The organism is Cognatishimia sp., from assembly GCF_964229375.1.
Lineage (GTDB): Bacteria > Pseudomonadota > Alphaproteobacteria > Rhodobacterales > Rhodobacteraceae > Cognatishimia.
In genome coordinates, this window is sequence record NZ_CAXREH010000139.1 from 1 (window position 1) to 24,946 (window position 24,946).

The window sequence follows — 24,946 nt, forward strand, 5'->3', positions numbered from 1 at the left end:
ATAGTAGTTATAAGAGCAGGGACGGGTGTCCCCCGTCCAGATGCTGAACTCAGGCAAATGGCGGAGGGCGCGATCCCCATGGACGGCGATTTCAGGACAGACTTTGTACACAAGCCCAGCGGGCTAAAACAACACCCTGCATTGGTTCTGAATGCGGATTACCGTCCGCTGTCATATTACCCGCTTAGCCTGTGGCCTTGGCAGGACGCGATCAAAGCCGTCTATATGGACAGGGTGGACATTGTCGCGGAATACGACGCGTGGGTGCACAGTCCTAGTACCGAGATTAGGATCCCCTCTGTTGTCGTCCTCAGAGATTATGTCAAACCGGTAAAGCGCGTGGCCTTCACGCGCTTTAATCTTTTTTTGCGGGACGAATTTTCCTGTCAGTATTGCGGAGCGACCGGGGATCTGACGTTTGATCACGTGGTCCCGCGCGCAGCGGGTGGGGTGACCAGCTGGCAGAACGTTGTGGCAGCCTGTTCCAGTTGCAACCTGAAGAAAGGCTCAAAGAGCCTGCGACGGGCCAATATGCACCTGAACAAACCGCCACGGCAGCCGAGCGCCGAAGAGCTTCGCAATATGGGGCGGAAGTTTCCGCCCAATTACCTGCATGATAGCTGGATGGACTTCCTGTACTGGGATGCTGAGCTGGATGCCTAGGTAAGTGTGCGAGCGGGCCTTGCAAGAGTGGCCCGCCCGCGCAGTTCCATGCCTCACCCCTCAGCGGCACAGAACAAATGGGTTATCCGTGCGTGTTTTCCTGCGCGCGCCCAACCATGCCGAACAGATCGCGTGGGTCATCAGGGTCGGCCAGCATATCGAGATCCAGATAGAAATCCGTCCCCTTAACCTTGTCGCGAATGAACCGAAGGGCGGAGAAGTCCTCGATCGCAAAACCGACGGAGTCAAACAAGGTGATTTGCTTGGGATCGCGACGCCCGGTTTTTGTGCCGTTTAGAACCTGCCACAGTTCTGTGACCTCAAAATCCTCGGGCATCTGTTGGATCTCGCCTTCGATGCGGGTTTGGGGCGGGAATTCCACAAAGACATCCGAGCGCGCGAGAATGCCGGCCGCCAGTTCCGTTTTGCCAGGACAGTCACCGCCGATTGCATTGATGTGCACGCCTTCGCCCACCATGTTGTCGCTAAGAACGGTGGCGTATTGCTTATCGGCGGTGCAGGTCGACAGGATCTGAGCGCCTTGGATCGCGGCCTCGGGCGAGCTGCATTTGATCACTGTCAGGCCGGTGCCTTGCAGGTTGGCGGCGCATTTTTCGGTCGCCTTGGGATCGATGTCATAGAGCTTGACCGTATCGATCCCGACAATCGCCTGCATCGCGATGCATTGGAACTCGGATTGCGCGCCGTTTCCGATCATTGCCATGGTCGTTGCACCCTTTGGTGCCAATAGCTTAGCGGCCATTGCTGAAGTCGCAGCAGTGCGCAGCGCAGTCAGGATCGTCATTTCGGTCAACAGCACCGGATAGCCCGTATACACATCCGCCAGCAGGCCAAATGCCGTCACCGTTTGCAGGCCTTCCGAGGTGTTTTTGGGGTGGCCATTCACATATTTAAACCCATAGGCCTCGCCGTCGCTGGTGGGCATCAACTCGATCACACCCACGTCCGAATGGCTTGCCACACGCGGGGTTTTGTCAAACAACTCCCACCGACGGAAATCTTCCTCGATATAGGCGGTCAGCTCGCGCAGCAGGTCAGGAATGCCGACGTGATTGACCAGACGCATCATATTGTCGACAGACACAAAAGGGACGAGGGCTTTTTCAGAGGGGGTCGTCATCAGAAACTCCGAGTTGGGCGGTCAAAGACACGGCGGCCAAGTGCCGAGGCCGCCAGATCGACCAGCAGCTTTGCGGTCTTGCCGCGGTCATCAAGAAAAGGGTTCAATTCAACAAGGTCGAGCGATGTCACGAGGCCACTGTCATGCAGCATTTCCATCACCAGATGGGCTTCACGCACCGTCGCCCCGCCAGGAACCGTCGTACCGACGGCCGGGGCGACATCTGGATCCAGAAAATCAACGTCTAAAGACACATGCAACATGCCGTCTTGCGCCGCGACTTTGTCCAGGAATGCAGCCAGAGGTTTGGCGATGCCGGTTTCGTCGATCTGCCGCATGTCGTGACAGGTGATATTACCGGCCTGCAATGCTTCGCGCTCCATTGAATCGACAGAGCGCAGTCCGATCATGCAGATATTGTCCTGCGGCACCGGGGCGCTGACCTCGGGATAGCCGTCAAACCCCTCGCGGCCCGTGAAATAGGCGACCGGCGTGCCGTGCAGGTTGCCAGAGTCTGTCGTTTGTGGGGTGTGATAGTCGCTGTGCGCATCCAGCCAGAGCACAAACAGCGGCCGCTCTACCGAGCGAGCATGCAGGGCCGCACCGCGTACAGTGCCCGAGGCCATCGAGTGATCGCCGCCCATGAAAATCGGTAGCCCGTCTTTCAGTGCGGCCTCGGATGCGTCCGACAATGCGCGCGTCCAGCCAATGTTTTCAGCCCATTGGTGCAGTTTTTCGGCGGGTGCTTGCAGGGCAGGGATATCGGGTGTGACATTCCCGCGATCCACAACGGAATGGCCAAGGTCGGCCAGGCTTTCCACCAGACCAGCCGTGCGCAGGGCATCTGGCCCCATAAGGCAACCACGCCGACGTTTACCACTGTCGATGGGGGCTCCGATCAGGATGCAGTTCTTTGGTGTCATTGAAGTCTCGTAGGATAGGTTTGTGCGCAGTATCTCCTCAATCTGTGCAGGGTTTGAGGTGGTATTTTGCACAAAAAGAAAGTAACTTGGTCAAATCGAAACCAAAGGGTGCCAAAATGGACGATCTGGACCAAAGCCTCATTTCAGAGCTGCGCCACAATGCGCGCGCGTCCCTGTCGGATCTGGCAATCACCCTTGGAGTATCACGCACCACCGTGCGGCAAAGGGTCGAGCGCCTGCAAACTAGGGGCGATATCGTTGGGTTTACGGTCGTTCTGAAAGACGCTCAGCGAGACCCGGTGCGCGCCTTGATGATGATCGGAATCGAGGGCAGGGGGATCGACCGGATCGTACGCAAGCTTGGTGGTATTGCCGCCGTGCGCAATATTCACACCACCAACGGGCGCTGGGATCTGATCGTAGAGCTGGGCACAAATACGCTTGAGGAACTGGATCAGATCCTGATCGACATCCGCCGGTTTGAGGGGGTGTCGACCTCGGAAACCAATTTGCTGCTGAACACGCGCAAACAGTCTTAGTCGCGGCCCAGAGCGACCCGAATCCACAGGATCGCAAAGATCAGCGAGAAAATGGCGTTAAGGTTCGCCATGGTAAACCCAAGCAGTTGCCAAGGGATTTCGTCGCAGCGCACCAAGGGCGCATTCATGATCTGATCAAACAGATCCTCGGATGACAGCCCCTCAATGCCTGACGACGTACAACTGTTAGGGCCTTCCCAGAGTTTGCGTTCCACACCAGAGTGATAGACGCCGATCCCGGATGTCGCGAACATGGCCAAGGCACCCAGCCAGGCCAACACGCGTTGTCCAAGGGCATAGGCGAGCGCACCGATGGCGACAGCAGCCATATGTGGATAGCGCTGCCAATAGCACATCTTGCAGGGCGCATAGCCGAAATACTGAAATGTCCAAGCGCCGATCAGCATGGCAGCAGAGGCCAATGTAAGTAGCAGTGTCATGGTCTTTTGCGTCGGCATCAGAAAAACCTCAGGGCCAGAAATCCACCGATCAAAAGCACGAAAAAGGCCGTGAAAACAAGCCCTAAGCGACGCTCGATAAAGTCACGCACCGGCGCGCCAAATTTCCAGAGCAGCGTTGCCACGATAAAGAATCGCAGCCCACGCGCGATAATTGATGTGACGATGAAGGTGGCCAGCGGCATGCCCGTCCAGCCCGACATGATGGTGATGACTTTATAGGGGAACGGCGTGATGCCCGCGCCCAGGACTGCCCAGAACCCGGCCTCGTTAAACTTGACGTTGAACTCTTCGATGCGGTCCAGCTTGCCAAGCGCTTCGAGGATCGGCTGACCGATCTGTTCAAATGCAAAGGCGCCAATCGCATAGCCCAGCAATCCACCCAGAACCGAGGACACCGTGGCCACGAGGGCAATCAGCCAAGCGCGGTGCGGCGTGGCCAGAATCAGGGGAATCATCAGAACATCCGGTGGAATTGGGAAAACAGAGCTTTCGACGAAACTGATGATCGCCAGAACCCACAACGCACGCGGATGTTCTGCCAACCGCATGGTCCAATCATACAAAGGCTTCAGCATAGCTGCTCCTGATTACCCAATCCTTGCCTGCGGTCTTTAGAGTTTAAGTGCAAGTAAAATTTGCACCGATCCGATGCGTTTTCGCTCTGGACCTCGCCTCGTGGCTTCGCTAGACCCATCAAGCGTGCCCAAGTGGCGGAATGGTAGACGCAGGGGATTCAAAATCCCCCGCCTTTGCGGGCGTGCCGGTTCGAGTCCGGCCTTGGGTACCAATTTTTCCGCAAATGTTTGTAAAGATCTCCAGAGGTTTCTGGTTATCTTGCCGTGATGGCTGCAATTCCTATTGTTGGCCTGCCAACCTAACATGTCTGCGAGAAAAGCTCGTGTGGAAAAGCCTCTTCTAAGGCCTTTGAATCAAAAGAATATTTTTGAAATCCGCTGGTGCTTTGAAGGGCCTGTCCAAGTGAAGTGCTCCAGTTGTCCAAGTCGCGATCTGTTGCCGCGTAGTAGTCGTTATATTTGAAGCTATGCTCGGTGCGGGTGCTTGGCAGGTGGTCCGAACGCCACCAAACAGCTGGAACACCAAGTTGTTCGGCAACGATCAATCCATGCAAGGAACTTGATATGACCATCTCGCATCCTGCAATGAATTCAACAATTTCGCGCCAAGGTCGAAACGGATAGATCGTGTTGTTTCGCCTAAGTGCATCGATACCGCGCCAACCTTTGTGTGTCGCTATTTCCTTTAAGGCTTTGGGCACTACAGGAATGTCTCGGTAATGTGGGATTAACCCAAAGCGTCGCACGGGCTGATGCGGTGGAATATCGATCAGGCGGTGAAGCAGCTGCGCAGGGTCGCCAAAGACGCTCGGGCAATCTATGCCGATTTCGCGCCTCAGATGATCGGCGGTAAGTGGCCCGCGCACGGCCCGGATATCAGGGCCTGTCTTGAGTTTGTAGGGCGGCCATCGAAGATTTACGCCGGTTCCCCAAACGATATCGTGATCTTCAACGAACACGAAAATTGACCCAAGTCCAAAGAGCCCTTTGTCGCGCGCATGTTTGACGAAGCTACGCTCGCGGTTCAGATCGATGGGTCGTACCTGCCCACCGCTGAAATGTGCAACAATATCAGCGCCTAAGGCGTCGCCGAAGTTCGAGTTATAGGCATTCCAGAAATAGTGGTTGATCCGGGGGATTGGGTCTCTCTCGGTCATCACAAACACGCCCTGAGTTCGTTCGCAATGGCACAGTTAACTATTGCGAGGTTTTTGCTGCTGGCGTTGCGGCCATGAGTTTCCGGGCGTGGGGGACATTTGGCCCAATGATGTCGGCTCAAACAGGTAACATGTGCGACGAGATAACGAGTACTATAGTGCGGCATGCTCATGATTAGACACGAGATCACTCATTTTGACACCATAGTTTTTGAGTATGTTACACGCTCGCCGAATTTAGCGATTTCAGAAAGCCATCTAGATGGCTTACTGTGCGTTTATCCCTGTCCTCTGGGCAGCAAAGCGGCCTCGTGGCGGCGCAGGATGCGACGTGCGGCGCGATAGGCGGTGGATTTCTTCGTGGCCAGTTCAGGAAAGAGCGCAAAGATTTCATCGCGTTGTGCGGTTTCAAGACCTGCCAGTGCCATTGCGCCGGGCTGAAAGCTCTCTGACCAGATGCCGTCGGACCAGATGATCTCGTGTCGGTCAAACATCAGGTGGATATAGGTCACTTCATCAGGTCGCGCGCGCGAAATGCCCTTCATGCGGGTAAGGTGCTTTGCGGCGACAAGGACCTCGGACTGACCGAACATCATTTCCAGATCCGGGGCTGACACCATGACCCGGTGGTTCGGGCTGAGGTGCATGTCACGGTCCGGCAGATCATTTCCAAGTGCGCCTTTTCGAATAAGAATGGGCGCGAGGAAGCTGGCCTCGGCAAGTGTGTCTTGCGTTACGGTTTTGTGGCCGAGCCAGCGGATTTCTTGAACGCCGTGATCGCGGGTAAAGATCTGATCGCCGACCTGAAGGTCTTGAACCTCTCGCATGCCATTGACCGTCGCGATCATGGTGCCGGGGGTAAAGCAGGGCACGATGTGTTCGATGCCACTGAATTCCAGAGTACCGGTGATATTGCCGTCTTCGTCCAGGAAATTGACGCGGCCGTCCTCGGAGGTGCCTTCGTTATAGCTGATCGATAGCGGACCTGCGCCGGTCAGATCCAGCGTGTCATAATCGTCGCCGGTTTCCCCGCCAACGATTTCATCGCCCGCTGAGACGTTCACAAACAGGTCGCGGTCAGCACCGCCATCCATGAAATCAGCGCCCGCGCCGCCATCCAGCACGTCGTTGCCGGCCGCGCCGATCAGAACGTCTTCGCCTTCTTCGCCAAAGAGCGTGTCGTTGCCTGCTTCACCATAGAGGCCGTCATTGCCGATGCCACCCATGACCGAGTCGTTGCCGTTGCCTGCATCGACCGTGTCATTTCCGGCGCCAGCCAGAATATAGTCGTCATCTCCGGTGAAGCCCGGCAGACGGGCGTCGTTTGAATCCGTGGCGTCTCCGTCGTGATCGACAAAGGCATAATTGATCAGATCGTCGTTCTCGGTGCCGCTGATGATGCCGTCGGGTGGGGCAGGGAAGCCCATGGCCATGAGCGCTTCGGGAGAAGAGATATCAGTCGCCGCAACCCCCACTAAGGTTAGGGATTCACCGCCGGGGAATGTCAGAACCGCGTTGCCGTCGCCGTCAGATGTTACGCTGACGTCTTCGTAGGTGACGGGCGTGCCGCCGCCGTCGCTGGTCAGGGCCGAGACATTCAACAAATCGCCAGCGCTATAGCTGCCATCGCCATTGTCGGTTGGAGCTGTGAACCCGGTCACCCTGTCGCTGCCAGAGCCGTCGGCCAGAACGATCGTGTCGGTTCCCGCGCCAAGTTCGATATGTTCAATGTCAGTGTAGTTGGCTGTGCTGGTGCCATCGCTGACGGTGCCGGTGCCGGATGCACTGTGCGTCATGTCGATGGTCAGATCGCTGGTCACTCGCGTCAGATCAAGCGTGTCGCCATCGACCTCATCTTCGGTGTCACCCAGAATCGTGTCGTTGCCAAAGCCCTCTTCCATGATGATGCGGTCATCGCCCCAGCCACCCCAGATAAAGTCGTCACCTTCGCCTGTGCCGCCGGAATAGAGCGTATCGTTGCCCCAAGAGCCGCGGATCGAGTCATTGCCCAAACCGCCGTCCAGAATGTCGTCGCCATAGTGACCGTTGGCGGTGTCGTCGCCTTCGCCGCCCAGAATCGTGTCGTCGCCAAAACCAGCTTCGATGCTGTCGTTGCCAGTGCCGCCGTCAATTGTATCGTTGCCGCCGTCTGCATTGATCGTGTCATTGCCCGCGCCACCCAGGATGTTGTCATTGCCTTCGCCGGAATGGACGGAATCATCACCGCCGCCTGCGTGAATGACGGTATCTGAGTCGGTGACCATGTCGCCTTCGGGGTCCAGAACATAGGCCGTATCGATCACGTTGGCCGTATCGTCGCCCTCGACGATCCCATCTGGGGCGGGCGAGAATGTGATGTCGCTGAGGCCAATCACACCGGTGTTCGACGCGGATTCGCCGTTGTCAAAAATGATCTCGATGCGCGAGACGGGGCCTGCGATTGTGACCGTCACGGAATCGTCGGCGCCCGTGGTTTCGACGCCCGAGCTGGCCGCGCCGTCTGCATCCACCGCCGATCCTGTCACCGTGTGCAGCCCGTCTAGGTCCGAAAATTGAACTTCGATGGGATTGCCCTCGGCGTCATAGGCGATGACGGTGACCATATCGTCCCAGCCGCCGCCCTGATCGACGTCAAAAAGCTCGAAGCTGACGTTGGCGGTGGGAGAGTCAAAACTGATGTCTGTTGTAACCGGCTCTTGCAGGCCAGAAACATACAGGGCCTCTTCGCTGGGGGTGCCGCGTGTGCCCACGGCGGCAGTGCGACCATTAATATTGGTCGTTGTAGAAACTGTAACGCCGATCTCGTCGCCTGCGGCGCCTATATGATAGGTTCCGTTGGCGCTGGCGGTGGACCAATCAAGGGTATTCACGACTGGCATGCTCTTATGTCCTCAAATCAATTTGGCGCTTCAAGCGCACTTATTCTCGCTAAACGTGTGACGTTGAAATGAGGCGGGACTGTGAAAGAATTCCGGTATTTATCGCATGATTTCAGGGAAAGGTAACGATTTGGCCGTTGCCACAATTCTTCCCGATTTGGTCCAATTTGCGCCCTGTTCTACGGCTAGATCCAACGGGCGCATGCTGCAGAAGCAGATGCCGAGCACTGCAGAACAAGGCTCTTTTATGAGAATTCGTGTTATTAACCAAAGGCCTAAGCCCGCCGTGGCATATGAGTCCGTGGCAGACAATATTTTTACAGACATTTGCGAGGATATTCAGATCCAATCGCCAATGATCGACCGCCCATCACTTGCGGCGGCAAGCGTGCTGCGCCCGTCTGCTTTTTCTCAGGTCCGTCGTCTAAAGACCGTCTAGCTTATCTTTTTTCTGTTTTGCACGCCATGCAGCCCAGTCTTCAGGCGTGTCCAAATCCGTGAGCGCATGTTGCGCAGGCAGCGCCACGTGTATGACTGCGCGCTCGTCGCCCCGTATAACGTGTCGCGCACCTTCATCCCCCGAAAGCCCATTTAGCGCGTTAAAACAACGCTTTGGAAAGACAACCGGATGTCCCGGCCTGTCGCCTGACATGGCGCGCAATATTGCGTCGGGATTTTCATTTTGAGCAGTACGCATGGTCGCCAGATCGTCTTCTGTCAGCTCTGGCATATCTGCAGGCAGGATCATCAATGCGCTGATGGTTTCGGGCATGTGTTGGACGCTGGTGGCAATCGATGTGCCCATGCCAAGGTGGGCATTGCGAACCTCGATCGGCGTTACGTCTTTGGGCAGAACGTCACGACGCGCGTTCCCCTGCGGTGGCAGGGCGACAAAGACCTCAATGCCGGTCGATAAGGCACGTCTTGCAACCAGTTCAAGCAAAGCTTTGCCCTGTACCGGCTCTAACAGCTTGTCACGGCCTCGCATCCGCGAAGATCGGCCCGCTGCCAGGATAAGTATTGCCAACATTGCACGCCACCTTTGAGCCAGGACCAAAGGCACACTTAGTGCCTCTGGTCGCTTAAGTCATGGCAAACTGGCGTTGGTTTGGCCAGAGCGTCTGACCAACACCTAAGCCTAACCGCGCATGCGTGCGCCGTCTGCGTCAAACAGAACCTCGGTCAACAGCGAGGCCTTACGACGCGATCCCAAAATTTCGATTTCTGCTTTGATGTCAGGCTGGATCATTTCGACGGGCAAAAAGCCGATGGCAATGGATTTGCCTGCGTAATGCGAATAGCCGCCAGAGGTGCAAAAGCCGACAACCTTGTCATCCACCCAGATGGGTTCATAGGCATTGACGTCGGCATTATCGGCATCAACCTCGAAGGTGCACAGCTTGCGCGCGGGCCCTTGCGCTTTTTGGGATTCAGCGGCGGCGCGGCCAATGAAATCAACGTTCTTTTTGAACGAGATAAAGCGATCCAATCCGGTTTCTGCGGCGGTGTAGTCCGGTGAGAACTCGCTCAGCCAAGAGCCGAAGGATTTGTCCAGTCGCAGCGACATCATCGCGCGCATGCCGAAGGGCTTCATGCCATGGGGCTGACCGGCCTCCCACAAGACAGACCAAAGGGCGCGTTGCGAGGGCAGGTCGCAATAGATTTCGTATCCCAGATCGCCGGTATAGCTGACGCGTTGGATCAAGCAGTCAACCATGCCGACCGTCACGCGGCGCACGTCCATGAACCGCATGTCGCTGATGTCCTGCCGGGTGCAGGCCTGCAGAACGTCGCGCGCCTTGGGGCCTGCGATCTGGAAGCCGTTGCGCGTGTCCGAGACATTTTCGATTGTCACACCGTCGTCCATGTTCTGTAGGAACCAGCGCATGTGATAGGCTTGCGAGCCATAGCTTGCGGTCAGCTGGAATTCTGTCTCGATGAGGCAGGAAATGGTGAAATCACCGATCAGTCGACCTTTGGGCGACAACATGGGCGTCAGGCTTAGGCGGCCAGGTTGCGGCACCCGTCCGGCCATGATCCGGTCCAGCCACGCGCGCGCGCCATCGCCTTTGACAAGGTATTTGCCAAAGTTATGAACCTCATTGATTCCAACGGCTTCGCGCACGGCCTTCACCTCGCGCGCGGTGGCGTCAAACGCGTTCGAACGTCGGAAGGAAGGGGTTTCAAAGCGCGGCTCGTCGCCCTGCGCAAAGTAGTTCGAAACCTCGAGGCCGTATTGATGGCCCCAGACTGCGCCCATGTCGGAAAAGATGTCATACATCGGCGTTGTGCGGAACGGACGCGCGGCCGGAAGTTCTTCGTTTGGATAGGCGACAGAGAAGCGTTTCTGATAGTTCTCGATAACTTTCGGGCGGGTGTATCCCGGGGTGATCCAGTCGCCGTACCGTGCGCAATCCATCGCGGATGTGTCACGTTCGCATTCGCCATCAACCATCCACTGCGCCAGCATCAGGCCGACGCCGCCACCTTGCGAGAAGCCTGCCATCACCGCACAGGCCGACCAATAATTGCGCACGCCAGGCACCGGGCCCACGAGAGGGTTGCCATCTGGCGCAAAGGTAAAGGGCCCGTGGATCACAGATTTGACGCCGCTTTCTGCCAGTGCAGGGAAGCGTTTATAGGCAAATTCGATACTGTCCTCGATCTTGTCAAAGTCGTCCGGCAGCAGCTCGTGTCCGAAATCCCACGGGGTGCCGTCGACTGCCCAGGGGCGGCAAGGCTGTTCATAAAAGCCGATGCAGAGCCCTTTGCCCTCTTGTCGCAAATAACTTTCGCCAGCCGGGTCCATCACATGAGGGTGCTCGATGCCGTCGGCCATCATGTCTTTGATCAGCGGCACGTCGTCGGTCACGATGTATTGGTGCTCCATCGGGTGCAGTGGGAAGTAGATCCCGGCCATCGCGCCGACTTCGCGCGCCCAGAGGCCGCCTGCATTGACAATATGTTCGGCGTGCACCGTGCCTTTGTTTGTCACCACGTCCCACGTGCCGTCTGCGCGTTGGTTGGTCTCCAGAACTTTGGTGTGCGTTTCGATCGTCGCGCCGCCCATACGTGCGGCCTTTGCATAGGCGTGGGTCGTGCCCGACGGGTCGAGGTGGCCGTCCAACGGATCGTAAAGCGCGCCGAGAATGCCGTCGATATTGGTAACAGGCGCGATCTTCTTGATCTCTTCCGGACCGACGATTTCGGTCTCGAGCCCCATGAAGCGGTGCTTTGCGCGTTCTGCAACCAACATGTCAAAGCGATCTTGGTTGTCCGCCAGCGTGACACCACCCACGTGGTGCAGGCCGCAGGACATGCCGGTGATCTCTTCGAGCTCTTTGTAAAGCTTGATTGTATAGCCCTGAAGCGCCGCCATATTGGTGTCGCCGTTGAGCGTATGAAAGCCACCGGCCGCGTGCCAGGTTGACCCTGAGGTCAGCTCAGAGCGTTCCAAAAGCATGACATCCGACCAACCCAGCTTTGTCAGGTGGTACAATACAGAACAGCCGACGACTCCGCCGCCGATGACGCAAACGCGCGTGGTGGTTTTCATAGGGGGCTCCAGATTTAGAAGTTGCCTTCAGTTTTCTGTGTGTTCGGGGAACGCGCTGCTTTGAATGCGACGCAAAGTGTCGCAAAAGTGTTTTGGCGGCCGTGGGGGACTATGGCGTCGTTGAACGCGGACCTATAATTTTTCCCGAAGCGCCTTCAGCTTTGCCAAATTCGCCTCGCGCTCTTTTTGTTCGTGGGCGTGCAGGAACGCGGCGCTCAGTGCCTTTGCGCGTGCAATCCGCGGGGCAAAGACGGCGTAATGCACAAACGCCCAAACCGCGGCCACGCCCGCAGACAGCGCGATCCAAACAAAGAATGGACGGACATCAAGCGCCGCGGCAATCGGCAAAAAGGTGACCTTGGCAAAAAAGAAGGTGAACACCATCAGCAAAGCAAAGCCCGCACTTAGGATCAGCCTGCATTCAGACGCCACATTCCGACGCGCAGCACGGTCGATTTTCTGTCTATCGTCCGTGCTGAATGTCGAAAGGTCTTCGTCCATTGGGGGGCTCTATTTTTGTAACGGGCGCACTTTCAGACGGGTAATGCGGTTGTCTTTGCGGGCCACCACCTCAAACCGAAAGCCGTGAAAGGCAAAGACCTGACCCACCACCGGAATCGTTTGCGCCTCGTGGATGACCAATCCGGCGACGGTATTGGCCTCTTCGTCAGGCAGGTTCCAATCGCTGGCGCGGTTCAGATCGCGGATCGTCATGGCGCCGTCGATCAGGAACTGACCGTCCTCGGATTGGCGGATCGGATGTTCTGCCGCGGGGTCGAATTCATCGGTGATTTCGCCGACGATCTCTTCCAGAATATCTTCCAGTGTGATCAAGCCACGCAGCGCGCCATATTCGTCCACAACCAGCGCAAAGTGACTGCGCCGCTTCAGGAACTGCCGCATCTGATCGTCCAGCGACGTGGTGTCGGGTACGAAATAGGGGGTCTTGGCAACTTCGGACAGGCTGAAGTTTGACAGGTTCGGCGTGCCATCGCTGTCTGCGATATGGGCGTGCATGGCGCGCAGAAGGTCTTTGGCGTGGACGACGCCGACAATGTTTTCCGGATCGTCCTTAAAGACAGGCAGACGTGTGTGGTTGCTTTCTAGACACTGACTTAGAATGTCCGCCGGCGCGTCGTCGGCATTGATCATTTCAATGCCCGAACGGTGCAGCATGATCTCTTCGACTGTGCGTTCGGCCAGATCCAGCGCGCCAAGAATACGGTCGCGATCTTCTTTTTCAACGATACCTTCCGAGTGTCCCAGTTGCAGAGCTCCGGCGATTTCCTCGCGCACGGCAAGGATTTGGCTGTCGGGATCCGTGCGCACCCCAAAGATGCGCAACACCCCGCGCACCAACAGGCGCACAGCCGAGACAACGGGCGCGAAGACAACCACAACCACCTGAATAATACCCGAAACCCGAGAGGCCGCACTTTCAGGTGCGGTGATGGCATAAGTTTTGGGCAGCACCTCGGCAAAGATCAGAACCAGCAGCGTCATAACCAAAGTGGCCAAGGCCACGCCGCTGTCACCAAAAGCCTGCGTCAGAAGGCTGGTGGCCAAAGAGGTCGCCAGAATATTGACCAGATTGTTGCCCAGCAGAACCGATCCGATCAGACGTTCGCTGTCTTCGGTGATCTTCAAAGCCCGGGTTGCGCCGCGATTGCCCTTGTCGGCCTGGGTGCGCAATTTCCCACGCGACGCGGCGGTCAAGGCGGTTTCACTGCCGGAGAAAAACGCCGACATCATGAGCAAAACAGCAATGCCGCCTGCCATGATCCAAAAGGCTGAATCCAATACCGGAGTTGTGATTTCCATTGTGTACGCTATCCCTTTATCTGCTCTGTGTTATGGGCACGCGCGGGCTGTGGTTCAAGGGAAAGCTTTAGGGATGAAAGTCAAAGACCTCGGTGAGATACAACAGGATATGCTGCTGTTTGGCGGACCGTATTCCAATCTCCAGGCGACAGAGGCCTTGTTGATCGAGGCGGCGCATCGCGGGATTGATGCCGAGCATATGCTGTGCACAGGCGATATCGTGGCCTATTGCGGCGACCCTGCCGCCACCACGGATCTGATCATCGAGGCGGGAATTCCCGTTGTTGCGGGCAATTGCGAAAAACAACTGGCCGCGGGCGCCTTGGATTGCGGCTGCGGGTTTGAAAGCGGCACGACCTGCGATCTACTGTCAGCCGGATGGTACGCGCATGCAAATGCCGAAGTACGCGATGATCAGCGCAGATTTATGGGGCAATGTGCTGATATCATTGTTTTTTCCCAAGGCGGAAAGCGGTTTGCGGCATTGCACGGTGGCGTGACAGACATCGCGCGGTTTATCTGGTCTGTGTCAGATGAGGCTGTCTTTGCAGAGGAAATCGCGGCGCTTGAGGCCCATGTGGGGAAGGTGGACGGCGTGATTGCTGGGCATTCTGGCATTCCATTCATCCGAGACGTGGCCGGCGTGACGTGGATCAACGCAGGCGTCATTGGCATGCCGCCGCACGACGGGAAGGGCGATGTCCGCTTTGCGATCCTGTCTGGTGGCAAAGCAGAGCTGTGCACGCTGGGCTATGATGTGGCTGCTGCCAAAGCGCGCATGCAGGACGTTGGGCTTGTGCAGGGGTATCATTTGGCGATCGAGACAGGCGTTTGGCCATCAGAAGATGTGTTGCCAAAAGCTCTGCGTCACTAAGCTTTGCATCTTTCAGGGCCGGACAATTAGTCCTTGGCCAGAGGATGGTGATCCAGAACCAGCTCTTTCAGCCGCTCATCCAACACATGGGTGTATATTTCCGTTGTCGCGACATCGGCATGGCCGAGCAGCACTTGAATAGACCTTAGATCCGCGCCGTTGGCCAAAAGATGGGTCGCAAAAGCATGTCGCAACGTGTGCGGCGTGACTTTGGCCGGGCTGACCCCGCCTGCGACCGCAAGCTCTTTGATCAGGGCATAAAACCTGTGACGGGTGATGTGCCCCAGTTTTCCGCGACTTGGGAACAGAAACTTGGACGCGGGCAGGCCTTTGGACTGCTTTTTGTCTTCCTCAAGGTCGCGTTCTTTCAGCCAAGCCGCCAATGCGTCACGGGCGTCGCTGGACAGGGGCACCATCCGCTCTTTGCCGCCTTTGCCAAGAATAAGCAGCATGCGCGGATCGCCTCGTGCTGCACTGACCGGCAGAGACACCAATTCGCTGACCCGCATCCCCGTCGCATATAGCAGTTGCATCAAGCAGATGTTTCGAAGGTTTTCCAATGGGTTGCGGCCCGAAGCTTCGGCAGCGGCAATCAGACGATCTACCTCGACAACTTCGAGTGTTTTGGGCAGCCGCTTGTCGCGTCCGGGGCCACGGATCTGGATGGCAGGATTGGTGTCCATCCAGCCTTCTTCAAAGGCGAACCGGTACAATTGCTTGATCGCCGACAACCGCCGCGCGCGGGTGGATTTGGCCAACCCCTGAGCGTCACAAAAGACAAGATAGTCTTCGATCACGTCCCGACTGACGGCTTCAAACGCAGTGCCATGTCCGCTCAGCCAGTCAGAAAAATCCCGCAGATCGCGCGCATATGCCATTTGCGTATTTGTGGCGGCTCCCAATTCGGCGGCCTGCGCCTCAAGAAAAGTCGAGATCCATTGCAGGCTCATGTGCGCCGTTCCAGCAGCAGGACCTGAAGCGCAGCCTGCCGCGCGGTATCCTCAAGGCCAAGCGCGCGGAAGGTCGCGAGCGCCTCGGTCAGTGCCCGCAAGTCGCCCGCAAGCCCTTGTTCATAAAGCGCCATCGCAGACAGGATGACCTCGCCCAATTGACCGCGGGCCAATTTGTGACTGAAGGGCTGCGGCACGCCTGCACCGTTAAAGGCGTCGGCAACGGCCTGTTCCTCGGCGGTTTGGCCGCGACGCGGTGGCAAGCCCATCGCGAGACCTGCCAAGAAATCGCGCGGCCCGGATTTGGCAGAGACCTCATAGGATGGGGACAAAAGCTGCACTTCACGGGCCAGAACCTGCGCGACCCCGTTCAGGTTCAGGCTGGCGAGTTGCGGGCCGTAAATGCGCGCAAACGGCACTTCGACGCGCGCTTGCTGTGCAGCACTCCAGGCAGGGGACAGCGTGTCGCTGATCCGGTCCAGCTGGCTTGATTGAATTGCTTCGTCAAACGCTTGCAGCGCATCGACCCGGTCCCAGATCATGCCTGAGGCCGCAGGCGCGCGCTCTGTATAGATCCCCAACAGCCGGTTCTCGGGCAGGGCACCGACACTTGCCAACCGCTCTGCTGCCTCAAGCTGGGCTTTCCAGCCCGATGTGGTCCGCAGATCGGCATGGGCAAAGGGGCGCGGCAGGCTGGTTGTGGGCAAAGGCTCGCCAATCGCCTCATACAGGCGAAAGGTGAGGGGGGTTGGATCGTTCGGCGGCACCAAAATCGGTTCGGCCTCAGAAATCTCCGGATCCAAGAAGCGCAACAACAGTGCGTCTTCTTCCAAAGTCAAAAGACCCAACAGATTTGCTGTTTCCAACGTCAAGGCGGCCGCGGTCCAGTCTCCGGCACGGGCCAGACAAAACACACGGGCGGCATATGAGGGTGACAAATGCGGGGCAGGGTTTAGCGCCTCGCAGGCGCGCTGTTCTTCACCCAAAAGTAAGGTCACATCAAACCAACGCTGAAACAGCGTTTCAGTGTCAGGACCAGCACGTTCCAGCAATGCGTTCGCCTGTTCAATTGCCCCAAGCGAGACCAGCTTGTCCACGCGCGCCAACAACAACGCATCCGCCTGACCTGCGTCTTGAGGCGGGTTCGCCTCGGCAAGCAGCAGCGTATAAAGCAGCGCCTGCATCGCGGGCGAGCTCTCGACACGCAGTGTCGTGATTTGGTCCGCCAGGGCCAGGGCCTGACTTTCCTGCCACAGCGCGTTCGGCAATCCGGTGACAGAGCTTGGCAATAGCCCGACAGCATCTCGGCCTGCGTTCTCCAGCGGGCTGACGGTGATTTCAGGGGTAGAAACGCCTGCGTTGACAGGCGGCTCGTCGACAAAAGGCGCCACGTCCAAAGCAACGGTAGGCGTGGTCTGCAGCCAGTCAATCGCCGAGAGCGGATCCTGCGCACTGGCGGATCCCGCACAAAGCGCCGCGATCAAAGCCAGTAAGGGGCGTTTAACTGCCATCCAATGTGACCGACTGCCTGACTTCTTCCTGTGGCGCGCTGAAGTCGGCGCCAAAGATCGGACCGATATAGGCGTAGCTCACCAGCCCAATCGCCAGAAACACCACGAGGAAGAATATTGCTTTGATGAGTCGACCCATGACCGCCCTCACATTCTAGTGCCTGCTTTTTTCTAATATATATCTGGCCTTTTTGCGAATATCACGTCATTCAATGCGAAATGGCGAAAATTGGCCGGTTTTGGCGCGGAAATTTCCGAACATTTTGGATGGGCAGCATGAAACTCAAGAAAACGGTGGTGATGGTCGGCATGATGGGCGCTGGCAAAACAGCCGTCGGCCGTGCCGTGGCCGCGAAACTCGGTGTGCCGTTCCTTGATTCTGACGCCGAAATCGAAGCCGCGTCCAATATGACCATCGCCGAGATTTTTGCCCGCGATGGCGAGGCTTTTTTTCGTAAGAAAGAGGCGCAAGTGATTGACCGGCTTCTGGAAAACGAGATTTGCGTCTTGTCGACCGGCGGCGGGGCGTTTCTGGCAGAAGGCAACCGCGATACGATTTCTGAAAAGGGCGTTGCCCTGTGGCTGGATGCGGATCTGGACCTGTTGTGGGAGCGCGTGCGCCACAAAGACACGCGTCCTTTGCTGCGGACGCCAGACCCGTTGGCGACATTGACCGAGATTTATAACACGCGAGTGCCCGTCTATGAGCTGGCAGAGCTTTCGGTTAAGGCGAACCCGGATTTCGCCATCGAAGACATGGCCGACCGCGTCATCGACGCGCTTGGACAGCGGCCAGATGTACTTGAGGGGTAAGTGATGCAAACCGTGCATGTCGGTCTTGAGGGCCGTGAGTATGATATTCTGATTGGCCCGGGCCTTTTGGCGCAGGCGGGTGCCCTGATTGGTCAGATCAGCAACCGCAAGCGGATGATGATCGTGACCGACGAAAACGTGGCCGCGCTGCATCTTGCAACCTTGCAAAGCGGGCTCGCGGCGACGGGTATTGAGTCTGAGGCTTTGGTTCTGCCGGCGGGTGAGGCCACCAAAAGCTGGCCGCATTTTGAACGCACGGTCGAGTGGCTGCTTGCGCAAAAAGTGGAACGCAAGGATCTGGTGATTGCCTTTGGCGGCGGAGTTATTGGCGATTTGACAGGCTTTGCAGCGGCGTCCTTGCGGCGCGGTGTTGGTTTTGTTCAGATCCCAACGTCTTTGCTGGCGCAGGTCGACAGCTCTGTCGGGGGCAAGACGGGCATCAATGCGCCGCAGGGCAAGAACCTGATTGGGGCTTTTCATCAACCGTCGTTGGTTCTGGCGGATGTCGATGTGCTTAAAGCATTGGAGTCGCGAGACTTTCTTGCCGGATATGGCGAGGTCGTGAAGTACGGCCTGTTGGGCGATGCAGACTTTTTCGCGTGGTTGGAAGCGAACGGCCCCAAGCTTGCGGCGGGCGATGAAGCCTCGCGCATTTATGCCGTGAAGCGATCATGCGAATTGAAGGCCGAGATTGTCATGCGCGATGAGACCGAACAGGGGGACCGCGCGCTTTTGAACCTGGGTCACACTTTCTGTCACGCGTTAGAGGCGGCGACGGGCTATTCTGATCGTTTGCTGCATGGCGAAGGCGTCGCCATCGGATGCGCGCTGGCGTTTGAACTGTCTGCAAGGCTGGGGCTGTGCTCTCAAGAGGATCCCAGCCGGGTGCGCGCGCATCTGAAAGAGATGGGCATGAAAACCGATCTTTCGGATATTCCTGGTGCATTGCCGTCTGCAGAGGCGCTTGTTGATCTGATGGGACAGGACAAAAAGGTCGTCGACGGTCAGCTGCGTTTCGTTCTGGCACGGGGAATCGGGCAGGCGTTTGTGACCGCGGATGTTCCGCGCGACGCCGTAGTGCAGGTGATCCGCGACGGTTTGCCGGGCTAGGGCGGTTTTTCACCGAAAAAGAACTCGACGATCGTCGTGGCTGTATCCAGTCCGGTGTTGAAGGTGAACGGCCAGTCATGGCCAAACCCGTCGATCGCAATCAGGGCGACCTGCGGCTGACCTTGGCTATCCTCAAAAGAGGTGATCTGAAGGCTGGCTGGATCATCAAGCCCGCCAAGCGCGTTGGTGCCGTCGTGCCTTTCGACATCCTGCAACTGGGTCGCCCATTGCGCCACCACGTCGGGCACAGAGGCCTGTCCGCCCCAGCCATTTGACCACTTTGGAATCCCCTGAAATCGAATAACCGGATCATCGCGGCCGTGGATATGCAACAGGCGCACCTGCCTGCGCGGGTTACAGTTCTGCCAATCGCGTCCGCCAATCATGCCTATGACACTGGCGATGCCTGCAACATTGGCCCCACGGCAGGCCAGGTGATAGGCCATATAGCCGCCGTTCGAAATGCCGAGAACATAGACCTTTTCGGCATTCAGATCGTTGGCCGCAGCCACATGGGCGATCAGGCCGGTCAGAAACCCGAAGTCGTCAACCTGCGAAAAATCAAATCCCGGATTCCAATGCCTGCTGCCCGAAGCCAGCCGCGCGCCCTGAGGATACAGAACCGCGAACCCATATTGATCCGCAAGTTCGTTAAACCCCAGCCCGTAACGCAAGCGCCCCGCGTCGCCGCCCAGCCCGTGCAGGGCCACCAAGAGCGGCGCATTGTCAGGCAAGCCTTTGGGAACATGCAGGAAATAGACACGCTCGGCACCGTCGTGGTGAAAGGATCTGCCCTCGTGGACGCCGCCCGCAACCAGTTGCGACGTCGACAAAATTACCCAAATCAGAACCAGAATACGTGTCATGACCGCAGTCTTAGCGCGGCCAACTTACCAAGCACTTAAGGCCAAAGCACAAGCCAAGAAAAAAGCACAAGCCAAGAAAAAAGCCCCTCTGCTTTCAGAGGGGCCTTATCACGTTAGCCACGTGCGTGACTAAAAAGCAGGTGACGCCATTAGAACGGGATTTCATCATCAAGATCACGGCTTGGCGCGCTTTGTCCGCCGCCGCCGCCACCAAAGCTTCCGCCGCCTTGGTCATAGCCACCGCCACTGTCATAGCCGCCACCGCCGCTATAGCCGCCGCCTTGACCACCGCCGCCAAAGCCACCACCGCCGCCGCCTTCGCCGCGACCATCCAGCATCGTGAGCGTCGAGCCAAAGCCTTGCAGGACGACTTCGGTAGAATAGCGATCCTGTCCGCTTTGATCCTGCCACTTGCGGGTTTGCAGCTGGCCTTCGATGTAAACCTTGGAGCCTTTGCGCAGGAATTGCTCTGCCACACGCACGAGGCCTTCGTTAAAGATTGCGACGGAATGCCATTCTGTCTTCTCTCTGCGCTCGCCTGTGTTGCGGTCTTTCCACGTTTCAGACGTCGCAATCCGCAGGTTGCAGACCTTTCCACCATTCTGGAAATTGCGCACCTCTGGATCGCGGCCCAGATTGCCGATCAGCATTACTTTGTTCAGAGATCCGGCCATGTTCTTGCCCCTTTGAGCCCTTGTTCAGTCAGCGTAGCTTACACCATTCGTGGCCCCAGAAGGCCAGCAAAAACGCACCGCTGTGGATAAGTCTTTCGGATTTTCAGCGCATCTTATTCAAATTTGGTTAAGACGCGCTATGTTAGGTCGATGACCATGAGACGCACCATAGCTTTGGCAACACTCGGCATCGGCCTGCTGGCCGGCCCAGCGTTTGCGGGTGGTCATAAAAATGGTCTGTCTGCGGCGCAGCTTAAGGTTTTAGACAACCGCGCAGCCGAGCAATATCGCGACTCGGTCCGACTGCAACCACAGCCGGTCTACACCCCCAGCAAATGGGGTGCGCAGCCTTTCCGCGGGGATTACACCGGTCCCTACCTTGAGATGGCGCGCGATGCGGCGTTGACGCATAATGTGCCCGTAGATCTTTTCTTGCGACTGGTGCAACAGGAAAGCGGATGGAATGCCAATGCGGTGTCGCCCAAAGGTGCGCTGGGGTTGGCTCAGTTGATGCCAGACACCGCGAAATTGCTGCGCGTGGATGCGTTGGATCCTGCCGAGAACCTGGAGGGTGGGGCGCGGTATCTGTATCAGCAATACCGTCGTTTCAATTCCTGGCGTTTGGCCCTGGCTGCCTATAATGCCGGCCCAGAAGCGGTTGCGCGTCATGGCGGCGTGCCTCCGTATCGGGAAACTCAGGATTACGTAAAAGCGATCTGGGGCAGCTAGGCGCAAAAGAAAACCGCCGCGCTGAGATCAGGCGGCGGTTTCAAACATGTCTTAGACAGCAGCGTTATTCGGCCGCGATCTTGATCACCGGCTTCATGCGCTCCAGCACGTCCTCGGCCAGGTGACACTTCACCTGATGCCCATTGGCCATGGTCTGAACCGGTGGAATTTCCGTGTCACACAAGCCACCTGGAACCTCGGATTTCCAGCGGCACCGTGTCTGGAACGGGCAGCCCGGAGGCGGGCTCATGGCCGATGGAATCTCGCCCTCAAGCACGATGTGCTCTTTCTCGACGCTGGTGTCGGCAATCGGAACCGCAGACAAGAGCGCTTCGGTGTAGGGGTGATAGGGTGGGTTAAAGACCTGATCGGTCGTTCCCAGTTCCACCACATGCCCAAGATACATCACCATCACGCGGTCAGACAGATAGCGTACAATCGACAGATCGTGCGAGATAAACAGCAGCGTGGTTTTGTTCTCGCGCTGAATGTCCATCAACAGGTCTGTCACCGCCGCCTGCACCGACACATCAAGCGCCGAGACCGGCTCGTCAGCAACCACGATCCGCGCACCGCCCGCAAAGGCGCGCGCAATACCGACCCGCTGTTTCTGACCACCAGACAGCTGACGCGGCATACGGTCCGCAAAGGCACGTGGCAGCTTCACCAGATCCAGCAGCTCGAGCATACGCTCGCGGCGTTCCGCCTCAGAGTCACCGATCTTAAAGATCTCTAGCGCGCGGATGATCTGGCGCCCGACAGACATAGAGGGGTTTAGCGTATCAAACGGGTTTTGGAACACCATCTGAACATCGGCAACGGTGCCTGTGTCGCGATCCTCGATCGCGGTGCTTTCGATGTTGCGATTGTCCAGCAGAATCTGGCCGTCCGTGGCCGTCTCAAGCCCCATCAGAACTTTCGCAAAGGTCGACTTACCACAGCCGGATTCGCCCACAATTGCGAGGGTTTCAGATTCACGCGCCTCGAAACTGAGGGTTTCGTTGGCTTTCACAACCTTCTTGTTGCCGCCGCCAAACAGCGCAGATGCCGCAACCTCATAATATTTCTTGAGGTTGTCCATCTTCAGAACCACATTGCCAGGCTCTGCCTTGGCCTTTTGCTCACCCACTTCTGGCGGCGCGGCCCAGTCGATCTCTTTGAACTTCAGACACCGCGTGGAATGGCGATCATGGCCCTCAACGTCTTCCATGAGGATATCCTGCGCGTCACAGCGACCTTCCTCAAAATAGTTACAGCGTGGGCCAAAGTTACAGCCCGGAGGCCGCTCGTGGGGCAGGGGGAAGTTGCCCGGGATCGCCACCAGAGGACGGCTTTCCTTATCTGCACCCGGCAGTGGGATCGAGCGGAAGAGTGCCTGTGTATAAGGGTGCTGCATCTTGTCAAAGACGTCTTCGATAGAGCCACGCTCAACCGCTTCACCGGAATACATCACACAAAGCCGGTCACAGGTTTCCAGAACCAGACCAAGGTTGTGCGAAATAAACAGCATCGAGGTGCCGTATTTCTTACCCAGATCCTTCACCAGCTCCACAACTGCGGCCTCAACTGTTACGTCAAGCGCGGTCGTCGGCTCGTCCAAAATCAACAGTGCCGGTTTGGACATCAGCGCCATCGCAATGACGATCCGCTGCTGCTGACCACCGGACAACTGGTGCGGGAAAGAATTCAGCATCCGCTCAGGGTCAGGCAGGCGCACATCTGTGACCACTTCCAAAGCCCGTTCATAAGCTTCTTTCTCCGACACACCCTCGTGGATCATCGGAACTTCCATCAGCTGTTTGCCGATCTTCATCGCCGGGTTCAGCGAGGCCATCGGTTCCTGATAGATCATCGCGATTTCATTGCCACGCACATCGCGCAGTTCTTCATCGCTCATCTCGCTCAGGTCACGACCCTTGAACTTGATCGAGCCGCCAACGATGCGCCCGTTCTTGCCCAAGTCCTGCATGACACCCAAAGCGACAGTGGATTTACCGCAGCCGGATTCCCCAACAAGGCCAACCGCCTCACCGGGTTGCACGGTGACCGAAAAGTCCATAACCGCAGGAATTTCGCGCAGACGGGTGAAGAAGGAAATCGACAGCTTGTCGATCTCTAGAATTGGACCGTCATAGTCTTCCATCTTACTCATTTTTGTCTCCCTGGTTAGAGCCTCAGGCCAAGGGCCTTTCTCTTGCTCTAAATATCTCGGGGGTCCGGGGGCTGGCCCCCGAACCAATTCATCATCAGTCGCGCAGGCTTTCTTCGCGCAGACCATCGGCCAGCAGGTTCAGACCCAGAACCAGCGTCAGCAAAGCGAACGCAGGCGGCAGAACCGGATGCACATAAAGCTGCATCAGCTTACGACCGTCGTTGATGGTGGTACCCCAGTCCGGGCTCTCTGGTGGCAGACCCAGACCAAAGAAGCCCAAGGTGCCCAAGAGAATGGTGGTGTACCCAATCCGCAGACAGAAATCGACGATCAGCGGGCCACGTGCGTTGGGCAGGATCTCCCAAAGCATGATGTACCACGGACCTTCGCCGCGTGTCTGAGCCGCTGCCACATAGTCCCGCGTCTGAATGTCCAGTGCCAGGCCACGCACAATCCGGAACACGGTGATCGAGTTCACGAAAGCGACCGAGACGAATACCACGAGGAAGCCTGACGAGATGTCAAACAGATCCAGCGTTGTTGGCAGGACATCAATGACCGAGCCCTTGGCAGAGACCAGACAGAGATAGAACCAGAACATCATCCCAACCACCGAGATCAGCAGCGGGGTGCGCAGACGTGGCCGCGTATAGAACCGCGAGTTCAGCAGAACCGCCACAAAGATGATCGGGAAGATAAACAGCACAACCGCCAGATAGTTCGGCACGCCGATCTGTACGATCTCTGGGGTCACCAGCAGATAGAACAGCAGGATCACAGGGAAGGCCAGAACCAGGTTCGCAAGGAACGACAGGAACGTGTCCAGACGGCCACCGAAATAGCCTGCGGGCAAGCCCAGCGTGATGCCAACCATAAAGGCAAACAGCGTTGCTGGCGGTGCGATGGTGATCACGATCCAGCTGCCTTCGACCACACGGCTAAAGACGTCGCGTGCAAGGTTATCGCCCCCGAGAAGATAGTAGGGGTAGTCACCTTCATCGATGCCGCTCAGCGGTGTGCCCGGGCCTTTGTTCTTCATGCCAGAGACCTGCGCCAGTTCGTCATGTGTCGTGATCATGTCAAACACGCCGGCAAACACCGCCGTATAGACCCAGAACATCACAATGCCGAACCCGATCATGCCGACGGTGCTGTCAAACAGCTTGCCGTAAAGACCAAGTTTGCGCTTGTAGACGATCGACACAAGGAATGTCGCCAACAGCGAAATCCAGACCGGTGACAGCTGGGCTGCCAAGGCGCCTACAATTCCGACTGTGCCCAGCGGCGTGAACATGCCCGCCACAATATAGACGACAATGATTGCCAGAAAGGCGAGCAGCGCATAGCGCACCGCGCTGCCAATCATCGCGTTGGGTCCACGGTCACGAATGATCGTGCCGTCTGCCAGAATGCGATCGTTAACCGCAGGCAACGTATAGGCGCCGATTACTTGCACGACGATCAGGATCAAAAAGACCACCAGTACGACGGTGAAGATCGGATCTAAAAAGGCTCCGAAAGGGCCTGTCCAGGTTAATGGTTCCATAATCAG

At 57.3% G+C, this 24,946-nt stretch carries 23 protein-coding genes and 1 tRNA gene; 7 read left to right on the forward strand and 17 right to left on the reverse strand.

Annotation, left to right across the window (positions count from 1 at the left end):
- The first annotated feature begins 78 nt into the window (after positions 1-78).
- Positions 79-663 (forward strand): HNH endonuclease, encoded by a 585-nt coding sequence (locus tag ACEQWH_RS10475; RefSeq protein ID WP_370230633.1) that lies wholly within the window; start codon positions 79-81, stop codon positions 661-663.
- Between the two features lie 82 nt (positions 664-745).
- Here ACEQWH_RS10475 and ACEQWH_RS10480 read toward each other — a convergent pair whose 3' ends face one another.
- Positions 746-1,804, reverse strand: coding sequence for an ornithine cyclodeaminase (locus ACEQWH_RS10480; protein WP_370230542.1), 1,059 nt, complete (start codon positions 1,802-1,804; stop codon positions 746-748).
- The gene (gene rocF, locus ACEQWH_RS10485; protein WP_370230544.1) at positions 1,804-2,727 is read right to left on the reverse strand and encodes an arginase; all 924 of its coding nucleotides are present in this window, start codon (positions 2,725-2,727) and stop codon (positions 1,804-1,806) included. Before rocF ends, ACEQWH_RS10480 begins: the two co-directional genes overlap by 1 nt.
- A gap of 116 nt (positions 2,728-2,843) precedes the next feature.
- On the opposite strand from rocF, the gene ACEQWH_RS10490 reads away from it, so the two are divergent.
- Positions 2,844-3,266 carry an Lrp/AsnC family transcriptional regulator gene (locus tag ACEQWH_RS10490; protein ID WP_370230547.1) on the forward strand — a complete coding sequence of 141 codons (423 nt, stop codon included), beginning with the start codon at positions 2,844-2,846 and terminating at the stop codon, positions 3,264-3,266.
- On the opposite strand, the gene ACEQWH_RS10495 is transcribed toward ACEQWH_RS10490, so the two are convergent.
- Positions 3,263-3,706, reverse strand: coding sequence for a disulfide bond formation protein B (locus ACEQWH_RS10495; protein WP_370230549.1), 444 nt, complete (start codon positions 3,704-3,706; stop codon positions 3,263-3,265). The genes ACEQWH_RS10490 and ACEQWH_RS10495 overlap by 4 nt on opposite strands.
- Positions 3,707-3,723: 17 nt before the next feature.
- Positions 3,724-4,302: a YqaA family protein gene (locus ACEQWH_RS10500; RefSeq protein ID WP_370230551.1), complete on the reverse strand. Its 579-nt coding sequence runs from the start codon at positions 4,300-4,302 to the stop codon at positions 3,724-3,726.
- A gap of 126 nt (positions 4,303-4,428) precedes the next feature.
- Between ACEQWH_RS10500 and ACEQWH_RS10505 the strand changes: the two genes are divergently transcribed.
- Positions 4,429-4,514, forward strand: a tRNA-Leu gene (locus ACEQWH_RS10505).
- Between the two features lie 87 nt (positions 4,515-4,601).
- Here the strand turns inward: ACEQWH_RS10505 and ACEQWH_RS10510 are convergent.
- The 6 genes from ACEQWH_RS10510 to ACEQWH_RS10535 all read right to left on the reverse strand — a co-directional run bounded on the left by ACEQWH_RS10510 (position 4,602) and on the right by ACEQWH_RS10535 (position 13,715).
- Positions 4,602-5,459, reverse strand: coding sequence for a polysaccharide pyruvyl transferase family protein (locus tag ACEQWH_RS10510; protein ID WP_370230552.1), 858 nt, complete (start codon positions 5,457-5,459; stop codon positions 4,602-4,604).
- A 278-nt stretch (positions 5,460-5,737) separates the two neighbouring features.
- On the reverse strand, positions 5,738-8,338 hold the full coding sequence (locus ACEQWH_RS10515) for a Hint domain-containing protein (protein WP_370230553.1): 2,601 nt from the start codon (positions 8,336-8,338) through the stop codon (positions 5,738-5,740).
- Between the two features lie 424 nt (positions 8,339-8,762).
- Positions 8,763-9,368 (reverse strand): NTP transferase domain-containing protein, encoded by a 606-nt coding sequence (locus ACEQWH_RS10520; RefSeq protein ID WP_370230556.1) that lies wholly within the window; start codon positions 9,366-9,368, stop codon positions 8,763-8,765.
- Positions 9,369-9,476: 108 nt separating this feature from the next.
- Positions 9,477-11,894, reverse strand: coding sequence for an FAD-dependent oxidoreductase (locus ACEQWH_RS10525; RefSeq protein ID WP_370230557.1), 2,418 nt, complete (start codon positions 11,892-11,894; stop codon positions 9,477-9,479).
- A gap of 132 nt (positions 11,895-12,026) precedes the next feature.
- On the reverse strand, positions 12,027-12,395 hold the full coding sequence (locus tag ACEQWH_RS10530) for a hypothetical protein (protein ID WP_370230560.1): 369 nt from the start codon (positions 12,393-12,395) through the stop codon (positions 12,027-12,029).
- Positions 12,396-12,404: 9 nt separating this feature from the next.
- Entirely contained in the window at positions 12,405-13,715 is a 1,311-nt protein-coding gene (locus tag ACEQWH_RS10535) for an HlyC/CorC family transporter (RefSeq protein ID WP_370230561.1), read from the reverse strand.
- A 73-nt stretch (positions 13,716-13,788) separates the two neighbouring features.
- On the opposite strand from ACEQWH_RS10535, the gene ACEQWH_RS10540 reads away from it, so the two are divergent.
- The gene (locus ACEQWH_RS10540) at positions 13,789-14,589 is read left to right on the forward strand and encodes a metallophosphoesterase (protein WP_370230562.1); all 801 of its coding nucleotides are present in this window, start codon (positions 13,789-13,791) and stop codon (positions 14,587-14,589) included.
- A 26-nt stretch (positions 14,590-14,615) separates the two neighbouring features.
- On the opposite strand, the gene ACEQWH_RS10545 is transcribed toward ACEQWH_RS10540, so the two are convergent.
- The 3 genes from ACEQWH_RS10545 to ACEQWH_RS10555 are packed head-to-tail and all read right to left on the reverse strand — an operon-like array spanning position 14,616 to position 17,189.
- Positions 14,616-15,539: a tyrosine recombinase gene (locus tag ACEQWH_RS10545; RefSeq protein ID WP_370230564.1), complete on the reverse strand. Its 924-nt coding sequence runs from the start codon at positions 15,537-15,539 to the stop codon at positions 14,616-14,618.
- Complete coding sequence (locus ACEQWH_RS10550) at positions 15,536-17,050, reverse strand: hypothetical protein (RefSeq protein ID WP_370230566.1); 1,515 nt, start codon at positions 17,048-17,050, stop codon at positions 15,536-15,538. Before ACEQWH_RS10550 ends, ACEQWH_RS10545 begins: the two co-directional genes overlap by 4 nt.
- Entirely contained in the window at positions 17,040-17,189 is a 150-nt protein-coding gene (locus ACEQWH_RS10555) for a hypothetical protein (protein WP_370230567.1), read from the reverse strand. Before ACEQWH_RS10555 ends, ACEQWH_RS10550 begins: the two co-directional genes overlap by 11 nt.
- A gap of 137 nt (positions 17,190-17,326) precedes the next feature.
- On the opposite strand from ACEQWH_RS10555, the gene ACEQWH_RS10560 reads away from it, so the two are divergent.
- Entirely contained in the window at positions 17,327-17,863 is a 537-nt protein-coding gene (locus ACEQWH_RS10560; protein WP_370230568.1) for a shikimate kinase, read from the forward strand.
- On the forward strand, positions 17,864-18,973 hold the full coding sequence (gene aroB / locus ACEQWH_RS10565) for a 3-dehydroquinate synthase (protein ID WP_370230571.1): 1,110 nt from the start codon (positions 17,864-17,866) through the stop codon (positions 18,971-18,973).
- Here the strand turns inward: aroB and ACEQWH_RS10570 are convergent.
- Both ACEQWH_RS10570 and ACEQWH_RS10575 read right to left on the reverse strand, forming a co-directional pair.
- On the reverse strand, positions 18,970-19,839 hold the full coding sequence (locus ACEQWH_RS10570) for a PHB depolymerase family esterase (RefSeq protein ID WP_370230573.1): 870 nt from the start codon (positions 19,837-19,839) through the stop codon (positions 18,970-18,972). The genes aroB and ACEQWH_RS10570 overlap by 4 nt on opposite strands.
- A gap of 149 nt (positions 19,840-19,988) precedes the next feature.
- A complete protein-coding gene (locus ACEQWH_RS10575) occupies positions 19,989-20,513 on the reverse strand; it encodes a single-stranded DNA-binding protein (protein WP_370230574.1) in 525 nt (174 codons plus the stop codon).
- A gap of 156 nt (positions 20,514-20,669) precedes the next feature.
- On the opposite strand from ACEQWH_RS10575, the gene ACEQWH_RS10580 reads away from it, so the two are divergent.
- A complete protein-coding gene (locus tag ACEQWH_RS10580; RefSeq protein WP_370230576.1) occupies positions 20,670-21,242 on the forward strand; it encodes a lytic transglycosylase domain-containing protein in 573 nt (190 codons plus the stop codon).
- 64 nt (positions 21,243-21,306) lie between these two features.
- On the opposite strand, the gene ACEQWH_RS10585 is transcribed toward ACEQWH_RS10580, so the two are convergent.
- Both ACEQWH_RS10585 and ACEQWH_RS10590 read right to left on the reverse strand, forming a co-directional pair.
- Complete coding sequence (locus tag ACEQWH_RS10585; protein ID WP_370230578.1) at positions 21,307-23,394, reverse strand: dipeptide ABC transporter ATP-binding protein; 2,088 nt, start codon at positions 23,392-23,394, stop codon at positions 21,307-21,309.
- A gap of 94 nt (positions 23,395-23,488) precedes the next feature.
- Complete coding sequence (locus ACEQWH_RS10590) at positions 23,489-24,940, reverse strand: ABC transporter permease (RefSeq protein ID WP_370230580.1); 1,452 nt, start codon at positions 24,938-24,940, stop codon at positions 23,489-23,491.
- Positions 24,941-24,946 lie beyond the last annotated feature (6 nt).

What these genes read in the sequence shown, in the direction of transcription:
- ACEQWH_RS10555 (WP_370230567.1), bottom strand. Translation starts at nt 17,189, where the DNA reads ATGGGTCGACTCATCAAAGCAATATTCTTCCTCGTGGTGTTTCTGGCG.
- ACEQWH_RS10575 (WP_370230574.1), bottom strand. Translation starts at nt 20,513, where the DNA reads ATGGCCGGATCTCTGAACAAAGTAATGCTGATCGGCAATCTGGGCCGC.
- ACEQWH_RS10515 (WP_370230553.1), bottom strand. Translation starts at nt 8,338, where the DNA reads ATGCCAGTCGTGAATACCCTTGATTGGTCCACCGCCAGCGCCAACGGA.
- ACEQWH_RS10475 (WP_370230633.1), top strand. Translation starts at nt 79, where the DNA reads ATGGACGGCGATTTCAGGACAGACTTTGTACACAAGCCCAGCGGGCTA.
- ACEQWH_RS10560 (WP_370230568.1), top strand. Translation starts at nt 17,327, where the DNA reads ATGAAACTCAAGAAAACGGTGGTGATGGTCGGCATGATGGGCGCTGGC.
- ACEQWH_RS10550 (WP_370230566.1), bottom strand. Translation starts at nt 17,050, where the DNA reads ATGGCAGTTAAACGCCCCTTACTGGCTTTGATCGCGGCGCTTTGTGCG.
- ACEQWH_RS10535 (WP_370230561.1), bottom strand. Translation starts at nt 13,715, where the DNA reads ATGGAAATCACAACTCCGGTATTGGATTCAGCCTTTTGGATCATGGCA.
- ACEQWH_RS10580 (WP_370230576.1), top strand. Translation starts at nt 20,670, where the DNA reads ATGAGACGCACCATAGCTTTGGCAACACTCGGCATCGGCCTGCTGGCC.
- ACEQWH_RS10570 (WP_370230573.1), bottom strand. Translation starts at nt 19,839, where the DNA reads ATGACACGTATTCTGGTTCTGATTTGGGTAATTTTGTCGACGTCGCAA.
- ACEQWH_RS10525 (WP_370230557.1), bottom strand. Translation starts at nt 11,894, where the DNA reads ATGAAAACCACCACGCGCGTTTGCGTCATCGGCGGCGGAGTCGTCGGC.
- ACEQWH_RS10495 (WP_370230549.1), bottom strand. Translation starts at nt 3,706, where the DNA reads ATGACACTGCTACTTACATTGGCCTCTGCTGCCATGCTGATCGGCGCT.
- ACEQWH_RS10545 (WP_370230564.1), bottom strand. Translation starts at nt 15,539, where the DNA reads ATGAGCCTGCAATGGATCTCGACTTTTCTTGAGGCGCAGGCCGCCGAA.
- ACEQWH_RS10500 (WP_370230551.1), bottom strand. Translation starts at nt 4,302, where the DNA reads ATGCTGAAGCCTTTGTATGATTGGACCATGCGGTTGGCAGAACATCCG.
- ACEQWH_RS10480 (WP_370230542.1), bottom strand. Translation starts at nt 1,804, where the DNA reads ATGACGACCCCCTCTGAAAAAGCCCTCGTCCCTTTTGTGTCTGTCGAC.
- ACEQWH_RS10540 (WP_370230562.1), top strand. Translation starts at nt 13,789, where the DNA reads ATGAAAGTCAAAGACCTCGGTGAGATACAACAGGATATGCTGCTGTTT.
- ACEQWH_RS10490 (WP_370230547.1), top strand. Translation starts at nt 2,844, where the DNA reads ATGGACGATCTGGACCAAAGCCTCATTTCAGAGCTGCGCCACAATGCG.
- ACEQWH_RS10520 (WP_370230556.1), bottom strand. Translation starts at nt 9,368, where the DNA reads ATGTTGGCAATACTTATCCTGGCAGCGGGCCGATCTTCGCGGATGCGA.
- rocF (WP_370230544.1), bottom strand. Translation starts at nt 2,727, where the DNA reads ATGACACCAAAGAACTGCATCCTGATCGGAGCCCCCATCGACAGTGGT.
- ACEQWH_RS10590 (WP_370230580.1), bottom strand. Translation starts at nt 24,940, where the DNA reads ATGGAACCATTAACCTGGACAGGCCCTTTCGGAGCCTTTTTAGATCCG.
- ACEQWH_RS10510 (WP_370230552.1), bottom strand. Translation starts at nt 5,459, where the DNA reads ATGACCGAGAGAGACCCAATCCCCCGGATCAACCACTATTTCTGGAAT.
- ACEQWH_RS10530 (WP_370230560.1), bottom strand. Translation starts at nt 12,395, where the DNA reads ATGGACGAAGACCTTTCGACATTCAGCACGGACGATAGACAGAAAATC.
- ACEQWH_RS10585 (WP_370230578.1), bottom strand. Translation starts at nt 23,394, where the DNA reads ATGAGTAAGATGGAAGACTATGACGGTCCAATTCTAGAGATCGACAAG.